Source organism: Micromonospora sp. NPDC049203 (genome assembly GCF_043197215.1).
Classification (GTDB): Bacteria; Actinomycetota; Actinomycetes; order Mycobacteriales; family Micromonosporaceae; genus Micromonospora.
On the sequence record NZ_JBICSV010000003.1, the window covers coordinates 73,407 to 88,708 of the forward strand.

General features: G+C 69.9%; 13 protein-coding genes and 1 pseudogene. 7 read left to right on the top strand and 7 right to left on the bottom strand.

Features of this window, described 5'->3' with window-relative positions; translation table 11 throughout:
- Genes ACGFIA_RS09300 through ACGFIA_RS09310 form a run of 3 tightly spaced genes read left to right on the top strand, consistent with a single transcriptional unit; the run spans window position 1 to window position 4,785 of the window.
- Entirely contained in the window at window positions 1–1,002 is a 1,002-nt protein-coding gene (locus ACGFIA_RS09300) for a DUF559 domain-containing protein (protein ID WP_357500370.1), read from the top strand.
- Window positions 989–1,630, top strand: coding sequence for a hypothetical protein (locus tag ACGFIA_RS09305; RefSeq protein ID WP_393259391.1), 642 nt, complete (start codon window positions 989–991; stop codon window positions 1,628–1,630). The genes ACGFIA_RS09300 and ACGFIA_RS09305 overlap by 14 nt, the downstream gene beginning before the upstream one ends.
- Window positions 1,630–4,785, top strand: coding sequence for an ATP-binding protein (locus ACGFIA_RS09310; RefSeq protein WP_393259393.1), 3,156 nt, complete (start codon window positions 1,630–1,632; stop codon window positions 4,783–4,785). The genes ACGFIA_RS09305 and ACGFIA_RS09310 overlap by 1 nt, the downstream gene beginning before the upstream one ends.
- Here the strand turns inward: ACGFIA_RS09310 and ACGFIA_RS09315 are convergent.
- Entirely contained in the window at window positions 4,767–5,681 is a 915-nt protein-coding gene (locus ACGFIA_RS09315; protein ID WP_393259395.1) for an NADP-dependent oxidoreductase, read from the bottom strand. The two genes, ACGFIA_RS09310 and ACGFIA_RS09315, sit on opposite strands and share 19 nt — an antisense overlap.
- Before the next feature lie 116 nt (window positions 5,682–5,797).
- On the opposite strand from ACGFIA_RS09315, the gene ACGFIA_RS09320 reads away from it, so the two are divergent.
- Together ACGFIA_RS09320 and ACGFIA_RS09325 are read left to right on the top strand one after the other, a co-directional pair.
- Window positions 5,798–6,229, top strand: a complete 432-nt coding sequence (locus tag ACGFIA_RS09320) for a helix-turn-helix domain-containing protein (protein ID WP_357468326.1) — start codon at window positions 5,798–5,800, stop codon at window positions 6,227–6,229.
- A gap of 301 nt (window positions 6,230–6,530) precedes the next feature.
- Window positions 6,531–8,009 (top strand): endo-1,4-beta-xylanase, encoded by a 1,479-nt coding sequence (locus ACGFIA_RS09325; protein ID WP_393259397.1) that lies wholly within the window; start codon window positions 6,531–6,533, stop codon window positions 8,007–8,009.
- A gap of 83 nt (window positions 8,010–8,092) precedes the next feature.
- Here the strand turns inward: ACGFIA_RS09325 and ACGFIA_RS09330 are convergent, their stop codons facing one another.
- From ACGFIA_RS09330 to ACGFIA_RS09350, 5 genes are all read right to left on the bottom strand, one after another.
- On the bottom strand, window positions 8,093–8,611 hold the full coding sequence (locus tag ACGFIA_RS09330) for a cupin domain-containing protein (protein WP_043327473.1): 519 nt from the start codon (window positions 8,609–8,611) through the stop codon (window positions 8,093–8,095).
- Between the two features lie 93 nt (window positions 8,612–8,704).
- Entirely contained in the window at window positions 8,705–9,361 is a 657-nt protein-coding gene (locus ACGFIA_RS09335; RefSeq protein ID WP_357468318.1) for a class I SAM-dependent methyltransferase, read from the bottom strand.
- A gap of 159 nt (window positions 9,362–9,520) precedes the next feature.
- Window positions 9,521–10,747 carry a hypothetical protein gene (locus ACGFIA_RS09340; protein ID WP_393259399.1) on the bottom strand — a complete coding sequence of 409 codons (1,227 nt, stop codon included), beginning with the start codon at window positions 10,745–10,747 and terminating at the stop codon, window positions 9,521–9,523.
- A gap of 33 nt (window positions 10,748–10,780) precedes the next feature.
- Entirely contained in the window at window positions 10,781–12,367 is a 1,587-nt protein-coding gene (locus ACGFIA_RS09345; RefSeq protein WP_357468312.1) for a hypothetical protein, read from the bottom strand.
- Window positions 12,368–12,566: 199 nt separating this feature from the next.
- Window positions 12,567–12,710 carry a hypothetical protein gene (locus ACGFIA_RS09350; RefSeq protein WP_357468309.1) on the bottom strand — a complete coding sequence of 48 codons (144 nt, stop codon included), beginning with the start codon at window positions 12,708–12,710 and terminating at the stop codon, window positions 12,567–12,569.
- 8 nt (window positions 12,711–12,718) lie between these two features.
- Here ACGFIA_RS09350 and ACGFIA_RS09355 point away from each other — a divergent pair, with 8 nt between their 5' ends.
- Window positions 12,719–12,997, top strand: coding sequence for a type II toxin-antitoxin system prevent-host-death family antitoxin (locus ACGFIA_RS09355; protein ID WP_357468306.1), 279 nt, complete (start codon window positions 12,719–12,721; stop codon window positions 12,995–12,997).
- A 1,084-nt stretch (window positions 12,998–14,081) separates the two neighbouring features.
- A pseudogene (locus tag ACGFIA_RS09360) lies at window positions 14,082–14,527 on the top strand (tyrosine-type recombinase/integrase); the annotation flags it as partial.
- A 403-nt stretch (window positions 14,528–14,930) separates the two neighbouring features.
- Here ACGFIA_RS09360 and ACGFIA_RS09365 read toward each other — a convergent pair.
- Window positions 14,931–15,149: a flavin reductase gene (locus ACGFIA_RS09365; protein ID WP_355514593.1), complete on the bottom strand. Its 219-nt coding sequence runs from the start codon at window positions 15,147–15,149 to the stop codon at window positions 14,931–14,933.
- Window positions 15,150–15,302: the final 153 nt, after the last annotated feature.

Here is a 15,302-nt window from a genome sequence, read left to right on the forward strand (position 1 = left end):
ATGGAGCCGGTCCTCGCCGGTCTGCCGACCGACCGCGTCGTCGCCCTGCCCGGCGCACACGCCGACACGGTCGCCATGACGATCGCCCACGACCACGCGGAGCCGGCCGCCGTCGTGCACCGCCCGGCCTCGGCGTACGCGATGCCGGCCGACTTCGTGCACGCCGCGCTGGACCGGCTCGAACAGGTCGCCGTCGAGCTGCTCCCGGCCTGGCTGCCCGAGACCGCTGACGGCGTCCGCCCGGACGTCTCCGGCCTCGCCGCCGTACGGGCCGCCGCCGCCGCCCGCTCGCGCCGGGACCGCTACCCCGGCTCGTTCCTGACCGACCTGGCCGTCTTCGCGGTCACCGGGCGGCGGCCGAGCGTCACGACGCTCCCGCTGCGTGTGCGGGCCGCCGCGCTGGCGCGTCTGGTGGCCGGCGCGTTCGGTCGGCGGAAGATGGTGCTGCTGGTCGAGCCGGTCCACGGCGACGCCGCCGTGGTCGCGGCCGGTGGCGGATGGCTCGTGCAGCACGGCGGTCCGGCGGTCTGGCTGGTCGGCGCCGGTGCGGCCGGGCTGGACGGTCTTCCGGCGTTCCCCACGCCGCCGGCCGTGCCCGCCGCGCCGCCCGCCGGGCACGCGCCGGCGGCGGGTAGACCGCATCCGGGCAGCGACGCCGAGAAGCGCCTGGAGGCGGCGCTGGCGGCGCAGAGCTGGTCGGCCGGGCGGCGATGGAACCAGAGCTACCAGTCGCACCGCCTGGCCGCACCGGTGCGCCTGGATCTACTGTGGCCGGACGAGCGATGCGTGGTGGAGATCGACGGTCCGGAGCACTGCCGCCCGGTCCGGTTCGAGGCCGACCGGCAACGCGACGTCCAACTGCAACTGGACGGCTACGCCGTCCTGCGCTTCACGAACGCCCGAGTAATCCACGACGTCGGCACCGTGGTCGCGCAGATCGGCACCTGTCTGCGGGCCCGTCGCCGAGACCTGGCGGAAGGACGGCACCATGGCCGGCGATGACCTGACCGCATCCGAGAGCGCGATCCTCGTCGTGCTCATGGCCGAGGCGCGGGAGGTGCTGAGCACCGAGCTGCGGGACCGTTACGGCCTGGTCGTACGCAAGCCGCAGCGCGACAAGCTCACCCGCCTGCACTACGTCGCGAGCCGCAAGAGCGGGCCGACGTACGCCCTGCAACTGGACGACAAGGGCTGGGTACGGATGCAGAGCGAGCTGGACTTCGCGCTGCGCGGGGCGAGCGCGCTCGGCGCAGCGCTCACCGCCTTGCAGGTGAGCCTGCGCGATCGGGTCCTGGCCCGCAGCGGCTGCGCGACACTCGCCGAGCTCTTCGCGCTCACCGACGTGCGCGCGCCTGCCGCTGAGCCGTCCGGGTCGATGGAGGCTCGGGTGGTCGCCGCGTACCGGGCGCTCGCCGACGAACCCGGCGCCTGGGTGAGCCTGCGCCGGCTGCGGCCGTTCTTCGCCGACGTGCCGCGCGGCGACCTGGACGAGGCCCTGCGCCGGCTCAGCCTCTCCGAGGGCGTCACCATCGCGCCGGAGTCGAACCAGAAGACGCTCACCGGGGCCGACATCGAGGCCGCGCTTCGCCTCGGCGGGCAGGACAATCACCTGCTGGCGATCGGCGGGTAATGAACGAGGCGGAACGGAACGCGCTGGCCGCCCTGCGGTTCGACTGGGCGCCGGTGCCCGACGACGTGTGGCGCCCGTTGCCCTTCCACGTCGACGGCCTGCACGTACCAGTGGTGCGGGAGGTTCTCGCCGGGGTCGACGAGGCCGCGCAGAACCCGCACGGCAGCCCGCTCGGCCTGGTCGTCCAGGGCCAGCGCGGCTCCGGCAAGACCCACCTGCTGGGCGTGATCCGCCAGCAGGTGCAGGAGCGCGGCGGCTACTTCTTCCTGGTCGGCCTGCTCGACGCCGGTGGCTTCTGGGACGGTGTGCTCGCCGCGATGCTCGACGGCCTGTCCCGGCCGGTGCCCGGCAGCAGCGAGACACAGCTCAAACTGCTGCTGCGGCGGTTGTCCGCGAAGGTTGGGGCGCCCCGGACGGCACGCCGGGCCGTCATGGGCGACACCGAACTGACGAAGGCGGCGCTCGACGCCTTCCTGGACGGGCTCGGTGACTTCGACAGGCACACCGCCCGCACCTGCCAGGAGACGGCGCGGGCGCTGGCGCTCAGCGCCTCCGAGGACATCGCCCACCGCGACGTCGCGGAGAACTACTTCCTCTCCGGTGAGGAGATGGTCGCCGGGGAACGCGCGGCCTGGGGCATGCGCCGCGTCCCGCGCCCGGCCCAGCAGATCGTGCAGGACCTGTCCTGGCTGCTCGCCCTCACCGGCCCGTCGGTGGTGGCGATCGACCAGATCGACACGCTGATCGCCCAGTTGGCGATCCAGAGCGACCCGGCGCTGGTCGGCGCCGCCGCGATGAGCCCGGAGCAGGCGCTGATGCTGGCCCGGATGGCGGACGGCCTGATGGCGTTGCGGCAGTCGACCCGCCGCACGCTCACCGTTCTCGCGTGCATCCCGAACTCGTGGACCGTCATCAGGTCCGCCGCCGCCGACACCGTGGCCGACCGGTTCCGCGAGGCGCCCCGACTGCGCCGGATCGACGACGCCGACCTGGCTCGGGCGATCATCGAGAAGCGGTTCACCGTCCGCTACCGGGAGGCGGGGTTCGTGCCGCCGTACCCGTCATGGCCGGTGTCCCCGCGCGCCTTCGCCGAGGCCGGCGCGTTCACCCCGCGCCAACTGCTCATCGAGATCGACAGGCACATCCGCGCGTGCATCGCCGACGACGAGGTCCGGGAGATGACCACGCTCGGCGAGCCACCCACCGCCGAACCCCGGGCGCCCCGGCCCGCCCCGGTCACCGCCACCGGCGAGGAGATGGACCGGTACGACGCCCGGTTCGCCGAGCTGCGGGAGGCCGCCGACGTCACCGGGCCGCTGCGGCGCGTGTCCGAGGACGAGGTGATGCCGCCACTGCTCGCGGCCGGGCTCACCGCCTGGATCCTGGAGCGGGGCGACGCGGGCGAGGCGTTCAGCGTCGACCCGCCGCCGAGCACCGACCCGCCGCTGCACGCCCGGCTGCGGCTCACGCTCGACGAGCGCACCGAGGACCAGGTGCACTGGTGTTTCCGGGCGATCGCCGACGACCACCACGGCAACGCCGCGCTGGCCCGGCTCCGCAAGGCGAGCGTGTCCGCCGCCCTCGACACCGGATCTGGCCGGCGGAAGCTGTTCCTGCTGCGCAACCGTGCCTGGTCGACGAGTGCGGCCACCGGCAAGGCGGTCGCCGCGTTCACCGAGGCGGGCGGCCAGACGCTCGGCGTCGACGAGGAGGACGTGCGCATCCTGTCCGCGCTGCGGGTCATGCTCGCCGAGGCCACCATGGACCTCCAGGGCTGGCTGGCCGCGCGCCAGCCGACCCGGGAACTGAAGTTCCTCCAGCACGCGCTGGCCGATGTGGACCGCTGGACCGCCGACGCCGGGCCCTCGCCGGAACCCGCCGGGCCGACGCCGGCCGCCACCGCTCCGGCCGACCCGTCCTTCGTCATCGGGCACGGGTACGACGACGGCGAACCGGTGCCGCTGGCGCTCGAGGCGCTGCGCAAGCACACCACGATCTTCGCCGGCTCCGGCTCCGGCAAGACCGTCCTCATCCGCCGCATCGTCGAGGAGTGCGCGTTGGCGGGCGTCTCCGCCATCGTGCTCGACCCCAACAACGACCTAGCCCGCCTCGGCGAGGAATGGCCCGAGCCGCCGCCACAGTGGCGACCGGGCGACGCGGACCGGGCCCGGGACTACCTCGCGCACACCGACGTCGTCGTCTGGACACCGCGCCGCAACTCGGGCCGCCCGCTGAGCTTCCAGCCGCTGCCCGACTTCACCGGCGTACGCGACGACCCGGACGAGTTCGCCGAGGCCGTCGAGGCGGCCGTCGCGTCGCTCGCGCCGCGCGCCATGGTGACCGGCCGGGCCACCCGGGCGCACCTCGGGCTGGCCGTGCTGCGCAAGGCCGTCGAGCACTACGGCCGGCGCGGCGGCTCCCGCCTGCAGGGCCTCATCGACACGCTCGCCGACCTGCCGGACGGGCTCATCGACCTGGACGACGCCGACCGGATCGGCCTGAGCCTGGCGCAGACCCTCACCGCCGCCATGGTGAACGATCCGCTGTTCGGGGGCGAGGGCACGCCGATGGATCCCGGCGTGCTCCTCACCCCTGCGCCCGGCAGGAGGGCCCGCGTCTCCGTGGTCAGCCTGGTGGGGTTGCCGTCCGACGACGTCCGGCAGAGCTTCGTCAACCAGCTCCAGATGGCCCTGTTCGCCTGGATCAAGAAGAACCCCGCCGGGGACCGCCCGCTGCTCGGGCTGCTCATCATGGACGAGGCGCAGACGTTCGCCCCGTCCGGCGCGATGACCGCGTGCACCCAGAGCACGCTTGCGCTCGCCGCCCAGGCGCGCAAGTACGGGCTCGGGCTGGTCTTCGCCACCCAGGCGCCGAAGGGTCTGCACAACCGCATCCCGGGTAACGCGGCCACCCAGCTCTACGGCCTGATGAACAGCCCGATCCAGATCGAGGCGGCCCGCGAGATGGCCCGGGCCAAGGGCGGCGACGTGCCGGACATCTCCCGCCTGACGGTCGGCGAGTTCTACCTCGCCGCCGAGGGCGCCGCACCCCGCAAGATCCGGACCCCGCTGTCGCTGACCCACCATCCGCGCAGCCCGCTCACCGTCGAGGAGGTGCTGGACCGGGCGCGCGGCGGTCAGGGGCGCAGCACGTAGCGCCCGCGTACCCCGCCCTCCGCCACCGCGCGGTGCGCGTCCGCCACCTGGTCCAGCGGCACCACCGCGTGCACCCGGGCCGGCAGCTCACCGGCAGCGGTGCGGGCGAGCAGGCCGGCCAGGCGTGCGCCGTCGGGGCGCACGTCGACCGCGCGCACAGTGACTCCGCGCTCGGCGGCCGGCAGGGCGTTCGGCCGGACGCCGACGAACACGCCGCCGTCGCGGACCAGCGCGAACCCCTGTTCCTGCCACCCGGCGGCGTCGGCGACGGCGTCCCAGCCCGGCTCGGCCGCGGTGGTGAAGTCGGCGCCGAGGTCGCGGACGAACTTCTCGTCCCCGGCCCGCGCCAGGCCGGTCACCCGCCATCCCCGGTCCCGGGCGAGCGGCACGACGTAGCCGCCGACCGCGCCGGCCGCGCCGGTGACCAGCAGCCGGCCGCCGTCGGGCGCGTCGCCGAGCAGGTCGACGATCTGCGCCGCGGTCTGGCCGTTGAGCGGCACTGTCGCCGCCGCCACCAGGTCCAGTTCATCGGGTACGACGGCCAGGTCGGACACGGGTACGACGAGCTGTTCGGCGTACGTGCCGAAGTCGCGGTCGAACCCGCCGACCAGCCCGGCGACCCGGGTGCCCACGGCGAGGTCGACGCCCGGCCCGGCGACGGCGACGACACCGGCGAAGTCCCAGCCCAGACCGGTGTGGTGCGGCTGGTTGACGAGCCCCAGCGAGTGGAAGAAACCGCCGACGACCCCGAGGTCGGCCGGGTTGACCGGGGCGGCCGTTACGTCCACCCGGACCTCGCCGGGTTCCGGCTCGCGCTGCGCGACGTCGATGATCTCGATCGAGTCCGGCCCGGCCGGGGTGCGGACGACGGCGGCGCGGAAGGTACGCGTACCCATGATCGTGTCTCCTTGTTCGTGAGGGGTGTTCCCGCTCCACGATGGAGGGGTAACTTTCTTTCGGGAAGTACGCACTTCGGAGTGCGTTGGGTACCCCCGGGTAGGAGGCGCGGACGATGCCGACGCAGACGGCGGCGCAGCGGCGGGCGCAGGCGCGGGAGGAGTACGACGCGTTCCTCGCCGAATGCCCGAGCCGGCAGCTCCTGGACCGCATCTCCGACAAGTGGGTGGCGCTGATCCTGGCCGCGCTGGGCCGCGACGGCCCGGACCGCAACGCGGAGCCGCGGGTCATGCGCTACTCCGAGTTGTCCCGCCGGCTGGCCGGGGTCAGTCAGAAGATGCTCACCCAGACGTTGCGCTCGCTGGAGCGCGACGGCCTGGTCACCCGCACCGTGACGCCGAGCGTGCCGGTGACTGTCACCTACGAGCTGACCGACCTCGGTCAGTCGCTGCACCAGCTCATGTACGGCATGAAGCTGTGGGCCGAGGCGCACATGGACGAGGTGCGCGCCAACCGCGAGCGGTACGACGACACCGCCGATCGCTGACCGGCCCCGCCGGGATTCTCCGAAACTTTCGGTCCTCGTTGTGCTCTGACGGTCTGGGGCCGAACGTCGCGCCGTGACTGTCGTCCATGGGCTGCTGCCCTGATCCTGCGGGGCGCGCCCATATTCGACGTGGCATCGACATTGACCGATCGTGCCGTCGCGGATATCTTCCCAGGGAAGTTACCGGTACATCTTCGGAAAGTTTCAGGGCAGTGACGCGGAGGGCCTGCGCACCGCCGGCCCCGTCCGCGTCCAGCCGGGCATCGCCAGCGCATCATCGTCCGATATGCAGAGGAGTGTCATGAAACATCTACCGAGGCGCAGCCACCGCGTGGTGCTGGCCGCCGTCACCAGCGCGCTGGCACTTGCCGGTGCCGCGCTCGTGGTGCCCAGCCTGGCCCAGGCGGCGGCGAGCACGCTCGGCGCCGCCGCGGCACAGTCCGGCCGCTACTTCGGCACCGCCATCGCGGCGAACCGGCTGAACGACTCGACCTACAGCACGATCGCGGCGCGTGAGTTCAACATGATCACTGCCGAGAACGAGATGAAGCCGGAGGCGCTGCAGCCCAACCGGGGCCAGTTCAACTTCTCCTCGGGTGACCAGATCTACAACTGGGCCACCCAGCGTGGTCTTCAGGTCCGCGGGCACACGCTGGCCTGGCACGCGCAGCAGCCGCCGTGGATGCAGAGCCTTAACGGCAGCAACCTGCGTCAGGCGATGATCGACCACATCAACGGCGTGATGGCCCACTACAAGGGCAAGCTGGCCGCGTGGGACGTGGTGAACGAGGCGTTCAACGAGGACGGCAGTCGCCGCAGCTCCAACCTTCAGGGCACCGGCAACGACTGGATCGAGGTGGCGTTCCGGACCGCGCGGGCGGCCGACCCGTCGACCAAGCTCTGCTACAACGACTACAACATCGAGAACTGGTCGTACGGCAAGACCCAGGGTGTCTACAACATGATCCGGGACTTCAAGTCCCGTGGGGTGCCGATCGACTGCGTGGGTCTGCAGACCCACTTCACCGGTGGTAGCTCGCTGCCGGGCAACTTCCAGACCACGCTGCAGAACTTCGCCGCCCTCGGTGTCGACGTGGCGCTGACCGAGGTCGACGTCACCAACTCCTCCACCAGCCAGTACGCCGGGCTGACCCAGGCGTGCATCAACGTGCCGCGCTGCATCGGCATCACCGTGTGGGGCGTGCGGGACAGCGACTCGTGGCGTTCGAACGAGAACCCGCTGCTGTTCGACGGCAGCGGCAACAAGAAGGCCGCGTACAACTCGGTCCTCAACGCCCTCAACGCCGCGACGCCCAACCCCACCCCGACCGTGACGCCGACCGTGACGCCGACCGTGTCGCCGACCGGCGGACCGACCACGCCGCCGCCGACCGGCGGCGCGAGCCGGATCGTCGGCAGCCAGTCCGGCCGGTGCATCGACGTACCGAACTCCTCGCAGAGCAACGGCACCCGGGTGCAGCTCTACGACTGCCACGGCCAGACCAACCAGCGGTGGACCTACACCTCCAGCCGGCAACTGACCGTGTACGGCTCGATGTGCCTGGACGCCGCCGGCTCCGGCAACGGCTCGGCCGTCCAGATCTACAGCTGCAACGGCCAGACCAACCAGCAGTGGAACGTGAACTCCAACGGCACCATCAGCGGAGTCCAGTCCGGCCGCTGCCTCGACGTCTGGGGCACCGGCAACGGCCAGCAGGTGCAGATCTACGACTGCAACGGCCAGGCCAACCAGCGGTTCCAGCTCGTCGCGGCGAGCTGACCTCCTCGTACGGAAAACGGCTAACCGTCGTGGTCTCGGCCACGGCGGTTAGCCGTTTTCGTGGTGCTCGCGTGCTGCCGGTGTCAGCCGATCAGCAACTCGGTGCGGTAGTCGGCCGCCAGCGCGGCGGCCCGGTTCCGGCGCTCGGCCTGCTCCTCCTCGGTGAGAGCCGGCGGCGGCGAGGTGGGACCGTCCACCCGGTCGCCGACGCGCAGGAAATACTCGTCCTGCCCGGCCGGCGTGCACATGCACAGCAGCCGCGCGGGCTGGTCGAAGGAGTTGCGGAAGAAGTGCGGCGCGTTCGCCGGAATGTTCACCGTCTCACCGGCCCGCGCCACGGTCTGCTCGCCCCGGAACGTGAACTCCACCGCCCCGTCGAGCACCGTGAACATCTCCTCGAAGTCGTGCCGGTGCGGAGGCGGGCCACCACCGGGCGGAACCCGCATGTCGATCAGGCAGTACCGGCCGGCCGTCTGCTCACCGGTGACCAGGATCGTGTAGGTGCCGCCCGCGATGGCGAGGTGCGCGAGGCCGGGGTCGTCGGGCCGGGCGTGGACGAGGGTACGGGTCGGATCGTCGGACGGGATCGCACCGCTGGCCATCGGCTCTCTCCTCGATCGTCGGTCTACGGATCGATTCCCCTCATAACCATCCGGCAAGCTGCTAAACCTGGGACGCTTCCCGTGGCAGGACCGTCATGCCGGGCGGCGGGCGACAACCGCCAGGGCCATGCCGAAGAACTTCAGCGGCGAGCGTTCGATCGCGTCGGTCACCGGCCGGATGCGGCGTCCGAAGCGGGACCTGTCGAACGGCGGCATGATGTAGTCCACCGCTATCGGCTCCAGCCCGGCCCGCCGGAGTTGCCCGGACAATCCACGGGCGGTGAAGGAGCGGGCGTCGGCGAGCCGACGGTGCAGCGGCACGATCCACGGCAGGAACGGACCCCGCGCCGGCCGGTACCGCCGGCCTCGGATCAGGAAGCCGTGCGTCTCGAACGGGAACCACCGGTTGGGCGTCGTCAGCGCGAACCGGCCGCCGGGCACGAGCACGCGGTGGACCTGCCGCAGGGCCGCATCCAGGTCGTCGATGTGCTCCACCACCTCGATGGCGGTGACCAGGTCGAAGCTGCCGTCCGGGTAGTCCAGTTCGGTGGCGGACAGCTCCCGTACGTTGATCTTCCGGGCCGCCGCCGGATCGTCGGCCAGCCGATCCCGGAACAGTTTCAGCCGGTCCTGCTGGATGTCCACGGCCTCGATCTGCGCGAACGCGTCGACCAGCCGCATCGTGTACGTGCCGTCCCCGCAGCCGATCTCCAGTAATCGCCGGCCGGTCAGCGATGTGTGCCGGCTCAATGTGCCGAGTCTCTTCGCCACCCCACGCTCGCCGAATGCGCTGCCGTGCCCCAGCCCCAGATTGCGATTCGCATTCACCATGGTCGCTGACCATAGACCTAACGAGCGTTAGCGTGGGGGCACCCGATCGACAGACAGTGCCGGCCGCGTACCGCGTCGTCAGCCGCCGTTGGCGACGTAGATGTAGTAGCGGGTGACATCGGTGTCGGTGCCGTCCGCCTTGTGGCCGGTCACCGACAAGGTGTACGTCTGGTAGTTCTGCGTCGGCGTGTAGGTGATCGACGCCTTCCCCTGGCTGTCCGCCGGCACGTCCGTCGCCGGTCCGTCGTCGATCTGCCAGGTGAAGGAGACGATTCCCGGGGTGCCGCCGCTGAACTCGAAGGTGCCGGGAACACCGGCGCCGCCCGACCAGGTGCCGTCCGGATACTGAGCGCTCACGACGTACGGCGCGTTGCCGACGGTGAACTCGAAGTCCGTCACCGGCGAGAACTCGCCGTCCGCCGTACGGCTCCGCACGTGGATCGTGTTGGTGCCGTTGCGTTCGAACGGCACCGCGACCCGCGTCGACGTGCCCTCGGTGCTCGCCGGCAGGACCTGCTCCGGGCCGTCGTTGACGCGGTAGTGGTACTCGGTCACCTCGCCGAACAGCTGCGTGTGGAAGTAGAAGTAACCGGTCCAGCCGATCCCCTTCCGCGACCAGTCGTAGGTGCTGTACACGCTGACCATCTTGTCCCGGACGCTGAAGGCCGCGATCCGCAGCTCCGACTCGGTGCCGTCCGCGCCGACGCTCGTGACCCGGACGTCGTCGTAGCCCCACGAACCCGGCGTGTACGTGACAGTCGCGGTGCCGTCGGGACCGGCCGCGATCGTCTGCTCCTCGGCACCCCTCAGCAGATAGCGGTACGAGACGACATCCGGCAGCCCCGGACGGAACGTGAACGTCACGGGCCGGCCGACAACGGCGTCGCCCTCCGGCGTCTGCGTGACCACGGGCCCGGACCAGATGCGGAACGTGTAGGTGGTGGCGGGTGATCGGGTGCCGTCCGACAACAGCGCCTGAACGACCACTGTGTTGTCGCCGGAGTGCTGCGGCGTGACAGTGACGTAGGCGTACGGGTTGCCCTCGCTGGACACGGTCTGCTCGGCGCCGCCGTCGAACCGGTAGACGAACCCGGTCAGGTTCGGCAGCCGGCTTCCGAACTCGATGCTCAACGGCACGCCGACCCCGTCCCGGCGGGGCCAACTGGACAGGTCGTGCGCGTAGGCGGTCGGGCGCGCGTCGATGATGAAAAACTGATATTGGGTCTCCATCGACGTGGAACCGTCCGCCTTCACCGACCGGACGACCATCGAGTGCCAGCCCGGCGTCGCCGTCCACGACAGCACGGCGATGTCGTCCTCGGCCGCCGAAATGGTCTTCTACTCGTCGTCGAGGTAGTACTGGTAGGCGACGACGTCGCTGTTGCGTGGGGTGAAGCGGAACGTGCCGACCTTGCCCGCGACCTGGTCGGTGTCCAGGTTGAACTCCGCCGACTCGACGCCGGGGGCGTCGGTGACCCAGACGTTCAGCGTCTCCTGCCCGATCAGCTTGTTCCGGGCATAGCTGCGGACAGCCATCTCGATCTGGCCTGTTGTGGTGAACGTGATCGGACCGGTGGCCTTGCCGTCGACCGCCGGGAGGCGGACCTCAGCGCCGTCCTTGAGCTGATACCCGAACGCGGTGGTCTCGGGCTTCGACGCGACAAACGTGATCGTGCTCGGCAGGCCGACGCCGTTCACCACGACCTCGGCGTACGGCGCGGTCTCGGCGACCCGGAACCGGTAGTTCTTCTCGGGTCCGCGGTTGCCCGCCGCGTCGACGGACGCGACGTAGAGGTCGGTGCTGAACCGCAGCTTCGGGGTGTACTTCAGGATCCCCGTGCCGCCCGGGCGCCGGGCGGGAACCTGCCCGGAATACCCCGAGGAGTCACGCCAGGCGAACGCAACCACGTCACGGTCGCCGGCCCCGTCGAAGCGGAACGTGCCCTCGATGCCCGTGCCACCGCCCGGGGAGTCGCCCTCCGGATACGTCCGCGACGAGACCTGCGGCGGATTCGCCGGAGCGGTCACGTCCATGACGATGTAGCAGGTCTTGCTCCACGGCCCCTCGTCGTCGTAGTCGCTGGCCCGGGCCTGCCAGGCGAGGACCGTGCCGTCGGCGTACTGGCTCAGGTCCGTGCCGTAGTAGTCGTGGAACTCGCGACGCTGATCGGGATGGTCGACCGGCCAGATCGCGTACAGCACGGTGGTGTAGTCGCCCTCGTCCCGATCGCTGGCGGTGGCCGCGAACACCGTGTTCCGCGCCGCGGGCGACGGCTTGGCAAGCGTTCCGCACGGCCGGTCCGGGTACTTCAGTTGCAGGCCGGTGATCGTGGGCGGATGGTTCGCCGTGGCACTCAGCACCGGCTTGGCGAAGGTGCGACCGGTCCGCACGTCGGCCTCCTGAACGGCGGCGACCCGAATCTCCACGGTGATGCTCTTGTCGCGCCGGCTCAGCGCCGCGTTGAGCGTGGCCACCATGTCCAGGCCCAGGTAGGCCGGGCAGGAGGCGCCGGCCCCCCGAGTGGTGGTCAGGAGCTTCTCGACCTCGGCCGGCGGACGCAGCCAGGTGGTGCTGTCAGTGACCGGGCGGGTCCGCCACACCTCGATGGTCGCCGGGGCGGAGCAGTCGGTGACCGTCTTCTCGACGGTCCACAGGTACGAGTCGTGGACGACAGTGCCCTTCAAGTTGCTCAGGTCGTACGTGAAGTAGGAGCGGTAGGTGTGCGTCCGACCGGCCGCGTCGCGGGACGTGCCGACCGGCGGCGTCACGTCCGCGTCGACGAACTTCGCCCTGGGGCTCTGCGAGTCGAGATAGGCCCAACTCTTCAGCGGAACATCGTAGGAAGTGGCGGCTGAGGCCGGAGAGCCGACGGTGAGCCCGGCGGCGACGACGGCGATCGGGACAGCAGCTCTGAGGCGTTTCATGTGGACGCTACCTCCCCCGTGGCGGCGCCTCTATCGACGCCGGCGGGCGTCATCGTAGCGAGGGGAATCCATGCGATGGAGGGTAGCTGACTGTCGTTGTTCTTCCAGGACAACGCCACGATCGGCGTCAGCCGACCGAGGCAGGTCGTCCTTGGAGATCCGATACACGCGCTGGTGTTCGCGACCCACGCGGCGGGGATCAGAAGCGGACAATTCCGTCCTTCTCTAGGCCCGTCAGCGCCAGTCGGTCGCCGTGGCCCAGGGCTCGCGGAACTTTCTGGTCAGCGAACAGGAAGCGCGGCCGACGCCAGAAGCTCGAACCGTAGAACACGTTGTTCGACACTGATAGCCATGGAACGCATCGGGGTCCGGGAGCTGAACCAGAACACGAGCCAGGTGTTGGCTCGGGTGAGTGGCGGCGAGACCGTCGAGATCACCGACCGTGGCCGACCGATCGCCCGAATTGTCCCCGTTGGCGATGACCGGTCGGTCTTGGTCAAGTTGGTAGCGGCCGGGCGAGCTGTCGCCCCCACCGTCGGCGGCTCTGTTCCACTCGCACCAAAGCTCGGTGACGAGAGTGTGGATGTGGCCGCCCCGCTCGCTGCGATGCGTGACGAGAGACGCTGCTGATCTATTTCGCTTCAGCTGCCGTCGTCAAGCTGGTTCGGCAGGAGGTGTGCAGCGTGGACCTTGTCTCCTGGCTCAACGATCACGACGACGTACCGCTCGTTTCCTCCGCGCTCGTCGAGGTGGAAGTGCCCAGAGCGCTGCGCCGATCAGCTCCGCAAGCTTTGATCGGAGTGCCGGCTGCCGTCGGCACGCTGGCCGCGCCTTGTCGTGGGTTTCTGCCGCTGCCGGATGGTGGCCGACGTTTGACGGCGTCTTGTGCCCCTTCGCGCCCCGAGCGGATCCCCTCGTCGCAGTCGGCGGCCTCTGGTGTCCAGCGGACACGGTTAAGGAAGCGTGCGGTGTCGGGCCATCTCCCCACGCGCCACTCAGCCACTCACGATGCGTCGAGGCCCTTGTTCCAGAGTGGCGAGATTTCGGCGCACCTCACGCAACGTGAGTGCGCGTGAGCGGACTCGACGAGCGGCGCAATCCATCGCCACCTCGGTCCTTGATGCTGCCACGCATGGTTACTGACAGTTGCCCTCTTGCAAGCGAGAGGCAGATGCCATATATTCGCCACAATCACTCAACGAGACCCGGCGGGGGTTAGTGTTATGAAGATGCGGGCAAAGAAGTTGCTTGACACTAATAAGGCAGTAGCGTTGACGTTTCTTGCCACTGCCACTGTCGCCGCCAGTTCCCTAGTTGCCGCAGCCCCGGCGCAGGCCAGAGTGCAGAGTTGCCAGCCCAGCAGCGTACAGGCAGTACTTAGGTACAAGGACGGAACTAAATCTACGTTCAGCTGCACCGGTACCTACTACCCGTTCAATAAGGATGCGGGCAGCTTTTCGAGCGTAGCTTGGTCCGGATACATCACCTATAGCAGCGGCGAGCGGGATGTGTTCTGCAACGACTCCACGGTGTGGTATCCCAACGGTATCAGGGTGACCAAGGTGGAGCTTTCGCCGACTCGGGTTTGCTAGGTTAGCTCAAGCTAGCCAATCTGCGAATGATAATTGCGGCGGCGCTAGCCAATTCGCTAGCGCCGCCGCGCTACTTGGCTGGAATGTTGCCTCGGCGAGCAACGGTTGATAATTTTATAGCAGGCCATCAGCCCTTGCTCGTCGGTGTCGAACTGCTGCACCAGGAGACGAAGACGGTCGCCTCGGCCGCAACCCTGCCGCTGCCGGACATCTGCACCGTGGCGCTCGCCGCCGCACCGCGAAGAGTGCCGCCCGGGATGCCGCCGGTCCCGCCTGGCAGCCCTCAGATCAAATCTTCACCACCCGCTACGGGCGGCCAGTCGAGCCGCGCAACTTCAACCGCTTCTGGGACCGGCGCTGTGACGCGGCCGGAGTCCGGCGGATCACCGTCAGGGATGCCCGGCGGACCTGCGCCTCGCTCCTTGCGGACCTGGACGTGCACCCTCGGGTGGCGATGCAGATCCTCCGGCACGCGCAGTTCGCCATCACCATGGAGATCTACACGGTGGTGTCCTCGGCGGCCACCCGCGACGCCCTCAAGCGGCTTGGCAGCGCACTGGACCGGTGAGGCGCTACTGCTGTACTTCGCTGCTGTACGAGGCGTGCTGACAAAGACAGCGGCCCTGCAAAGGGCCGCTGAGCTGGAACGGAGTGGGCCGCCAGGGACTCGAACCCTGAACCTATGGATTGCCGGCGAACTGGCTGGGTCGGGCGCGGTGCGAGGTCATCGGGCCTGCTGGCGCGCTTCTCGGCTTGGTTCGGCTGGCACGGTTGCTGTACTTCGCTGCTGTACTGCTGGCATCAGATAAGCCGCTGGATGCGGACCTTGGGGCGCTCGTTCCTGAGGTGGCCTTGCTTGTGCTGGCGGACCTGCTCCTCCCAGACCTCCTGGTCGTAGTCCAGGTCTGGCGGGGTCCACTTGTGAGAGCCGTCGCTGTAGTGGAACTTTTCGTCCCCGGGCCGAAGGATGCTCATCGGGTCCAGCCGAGGAATCGGTGGTGCAGGTGGCCGGCGGGGACGTGGGCCAGGTCCTGGGCGGCGTCAACGAGCTGGGCGGCCAGGTAGAGAGCCATCGACACCGGGGCGCGGTCGTACTCGGCTCGCAGCTCGCGTCGCCGCGTCTGGCAGGGCCAGTCGGCACCGCAGCCGCCGCAGGTCCAAGCCGGTGTGACCGGGAGGTGAGTCGTCATCTCCGCAGCCCCTTCGCCGCCTCCTGGTTCGTTGGGCGGGCGTCTTGCCGGTCGTTCTCAGAAGGCCAGTGGCCTCGATTGATCGGGATCCGATGCGTTGTACGACAGGGCAGCTCGCTTCCGCATCGGCAGACCCTCCGCCATCGCTCCCAT

Excerpts from the sequence above, each read along its gene's own strand:
- ACGFIA_RS09305 (WP_393259391.1), top strand. The coding sequence starts at position 989 with ATGGCCGGCGATGACCTGACCGCATCCGAGAGCGCGATCCTCGTCGTG.
- ACGFIA_RS09300 (WP_357500370.1), top strand. The coding sequence starts at position 1 with ATGGAGCCGGTCCTCGCCGGTCTGCCGACCGACCGCGTCGTCGCCCTG.
- ACGFIA_RS09355 (WP_357468306.1), top strand. The coding sequence starts at position 12,719 with ATGGAACGCATCGGGGTCCGGGAGCTGAACCAGAACACGAGCCAGGTG.
- ACGFIA_RS09310 (WP_393259393.1), top strand. The coding sequence starts at position 1,630 with ATGAACGAGGCGGAACGGAACGCGCTGGCCGCCCTGCGGTTCGACTGG.
- ACGFIA_RS09315 (WP_393259395.1), bottom strand. The coding sequence starts at position 5,681 with ATGGGTACGCGTACCTTCCGCGCCGCCGTCGTCCGCACCCCGGCCGGG.
- ACGFIA_RS09330 (WP_043327473.1), bottom strand. The coding sequence starts at position 8,611 with ATGGCCAGCGGTGCGATCCCGTCCGACGATCCGACCCGTACCCTCGTC.
- ACGFIA_RS09365 (WP_355514593.1), bottom strand. The coding sequence starts at position 15,149 with ATGACGACTCACCTCCCGGTCACACCGGCTTGGACCTGCGGCGGCTGC.
- ACGFIA_RS09345 (WP_357468312.1), bottom strand. The coding sequence starts at position 12,367 with ATGAAACGCCTCAGAGCTGCTGTCCCGATCGCCGTCGTCGCCGCCGGG.
- ACGFIA_RS09320 (WP_357468326.1), top strand. The coding sequence starts at position 5,798 with ATGCCGACGCAGACGGCGGCGCAGCGGCGGGCGCAGGCGCGGGAGGAG.
- ACGFIA_RS09325 (WP_393259397.1), top strand. The coding sequence starts at position 6,531 with ATGAAACATCTACCGAGGCGCAGCCACCGCGTGGTGCTGGCCGCCGTC.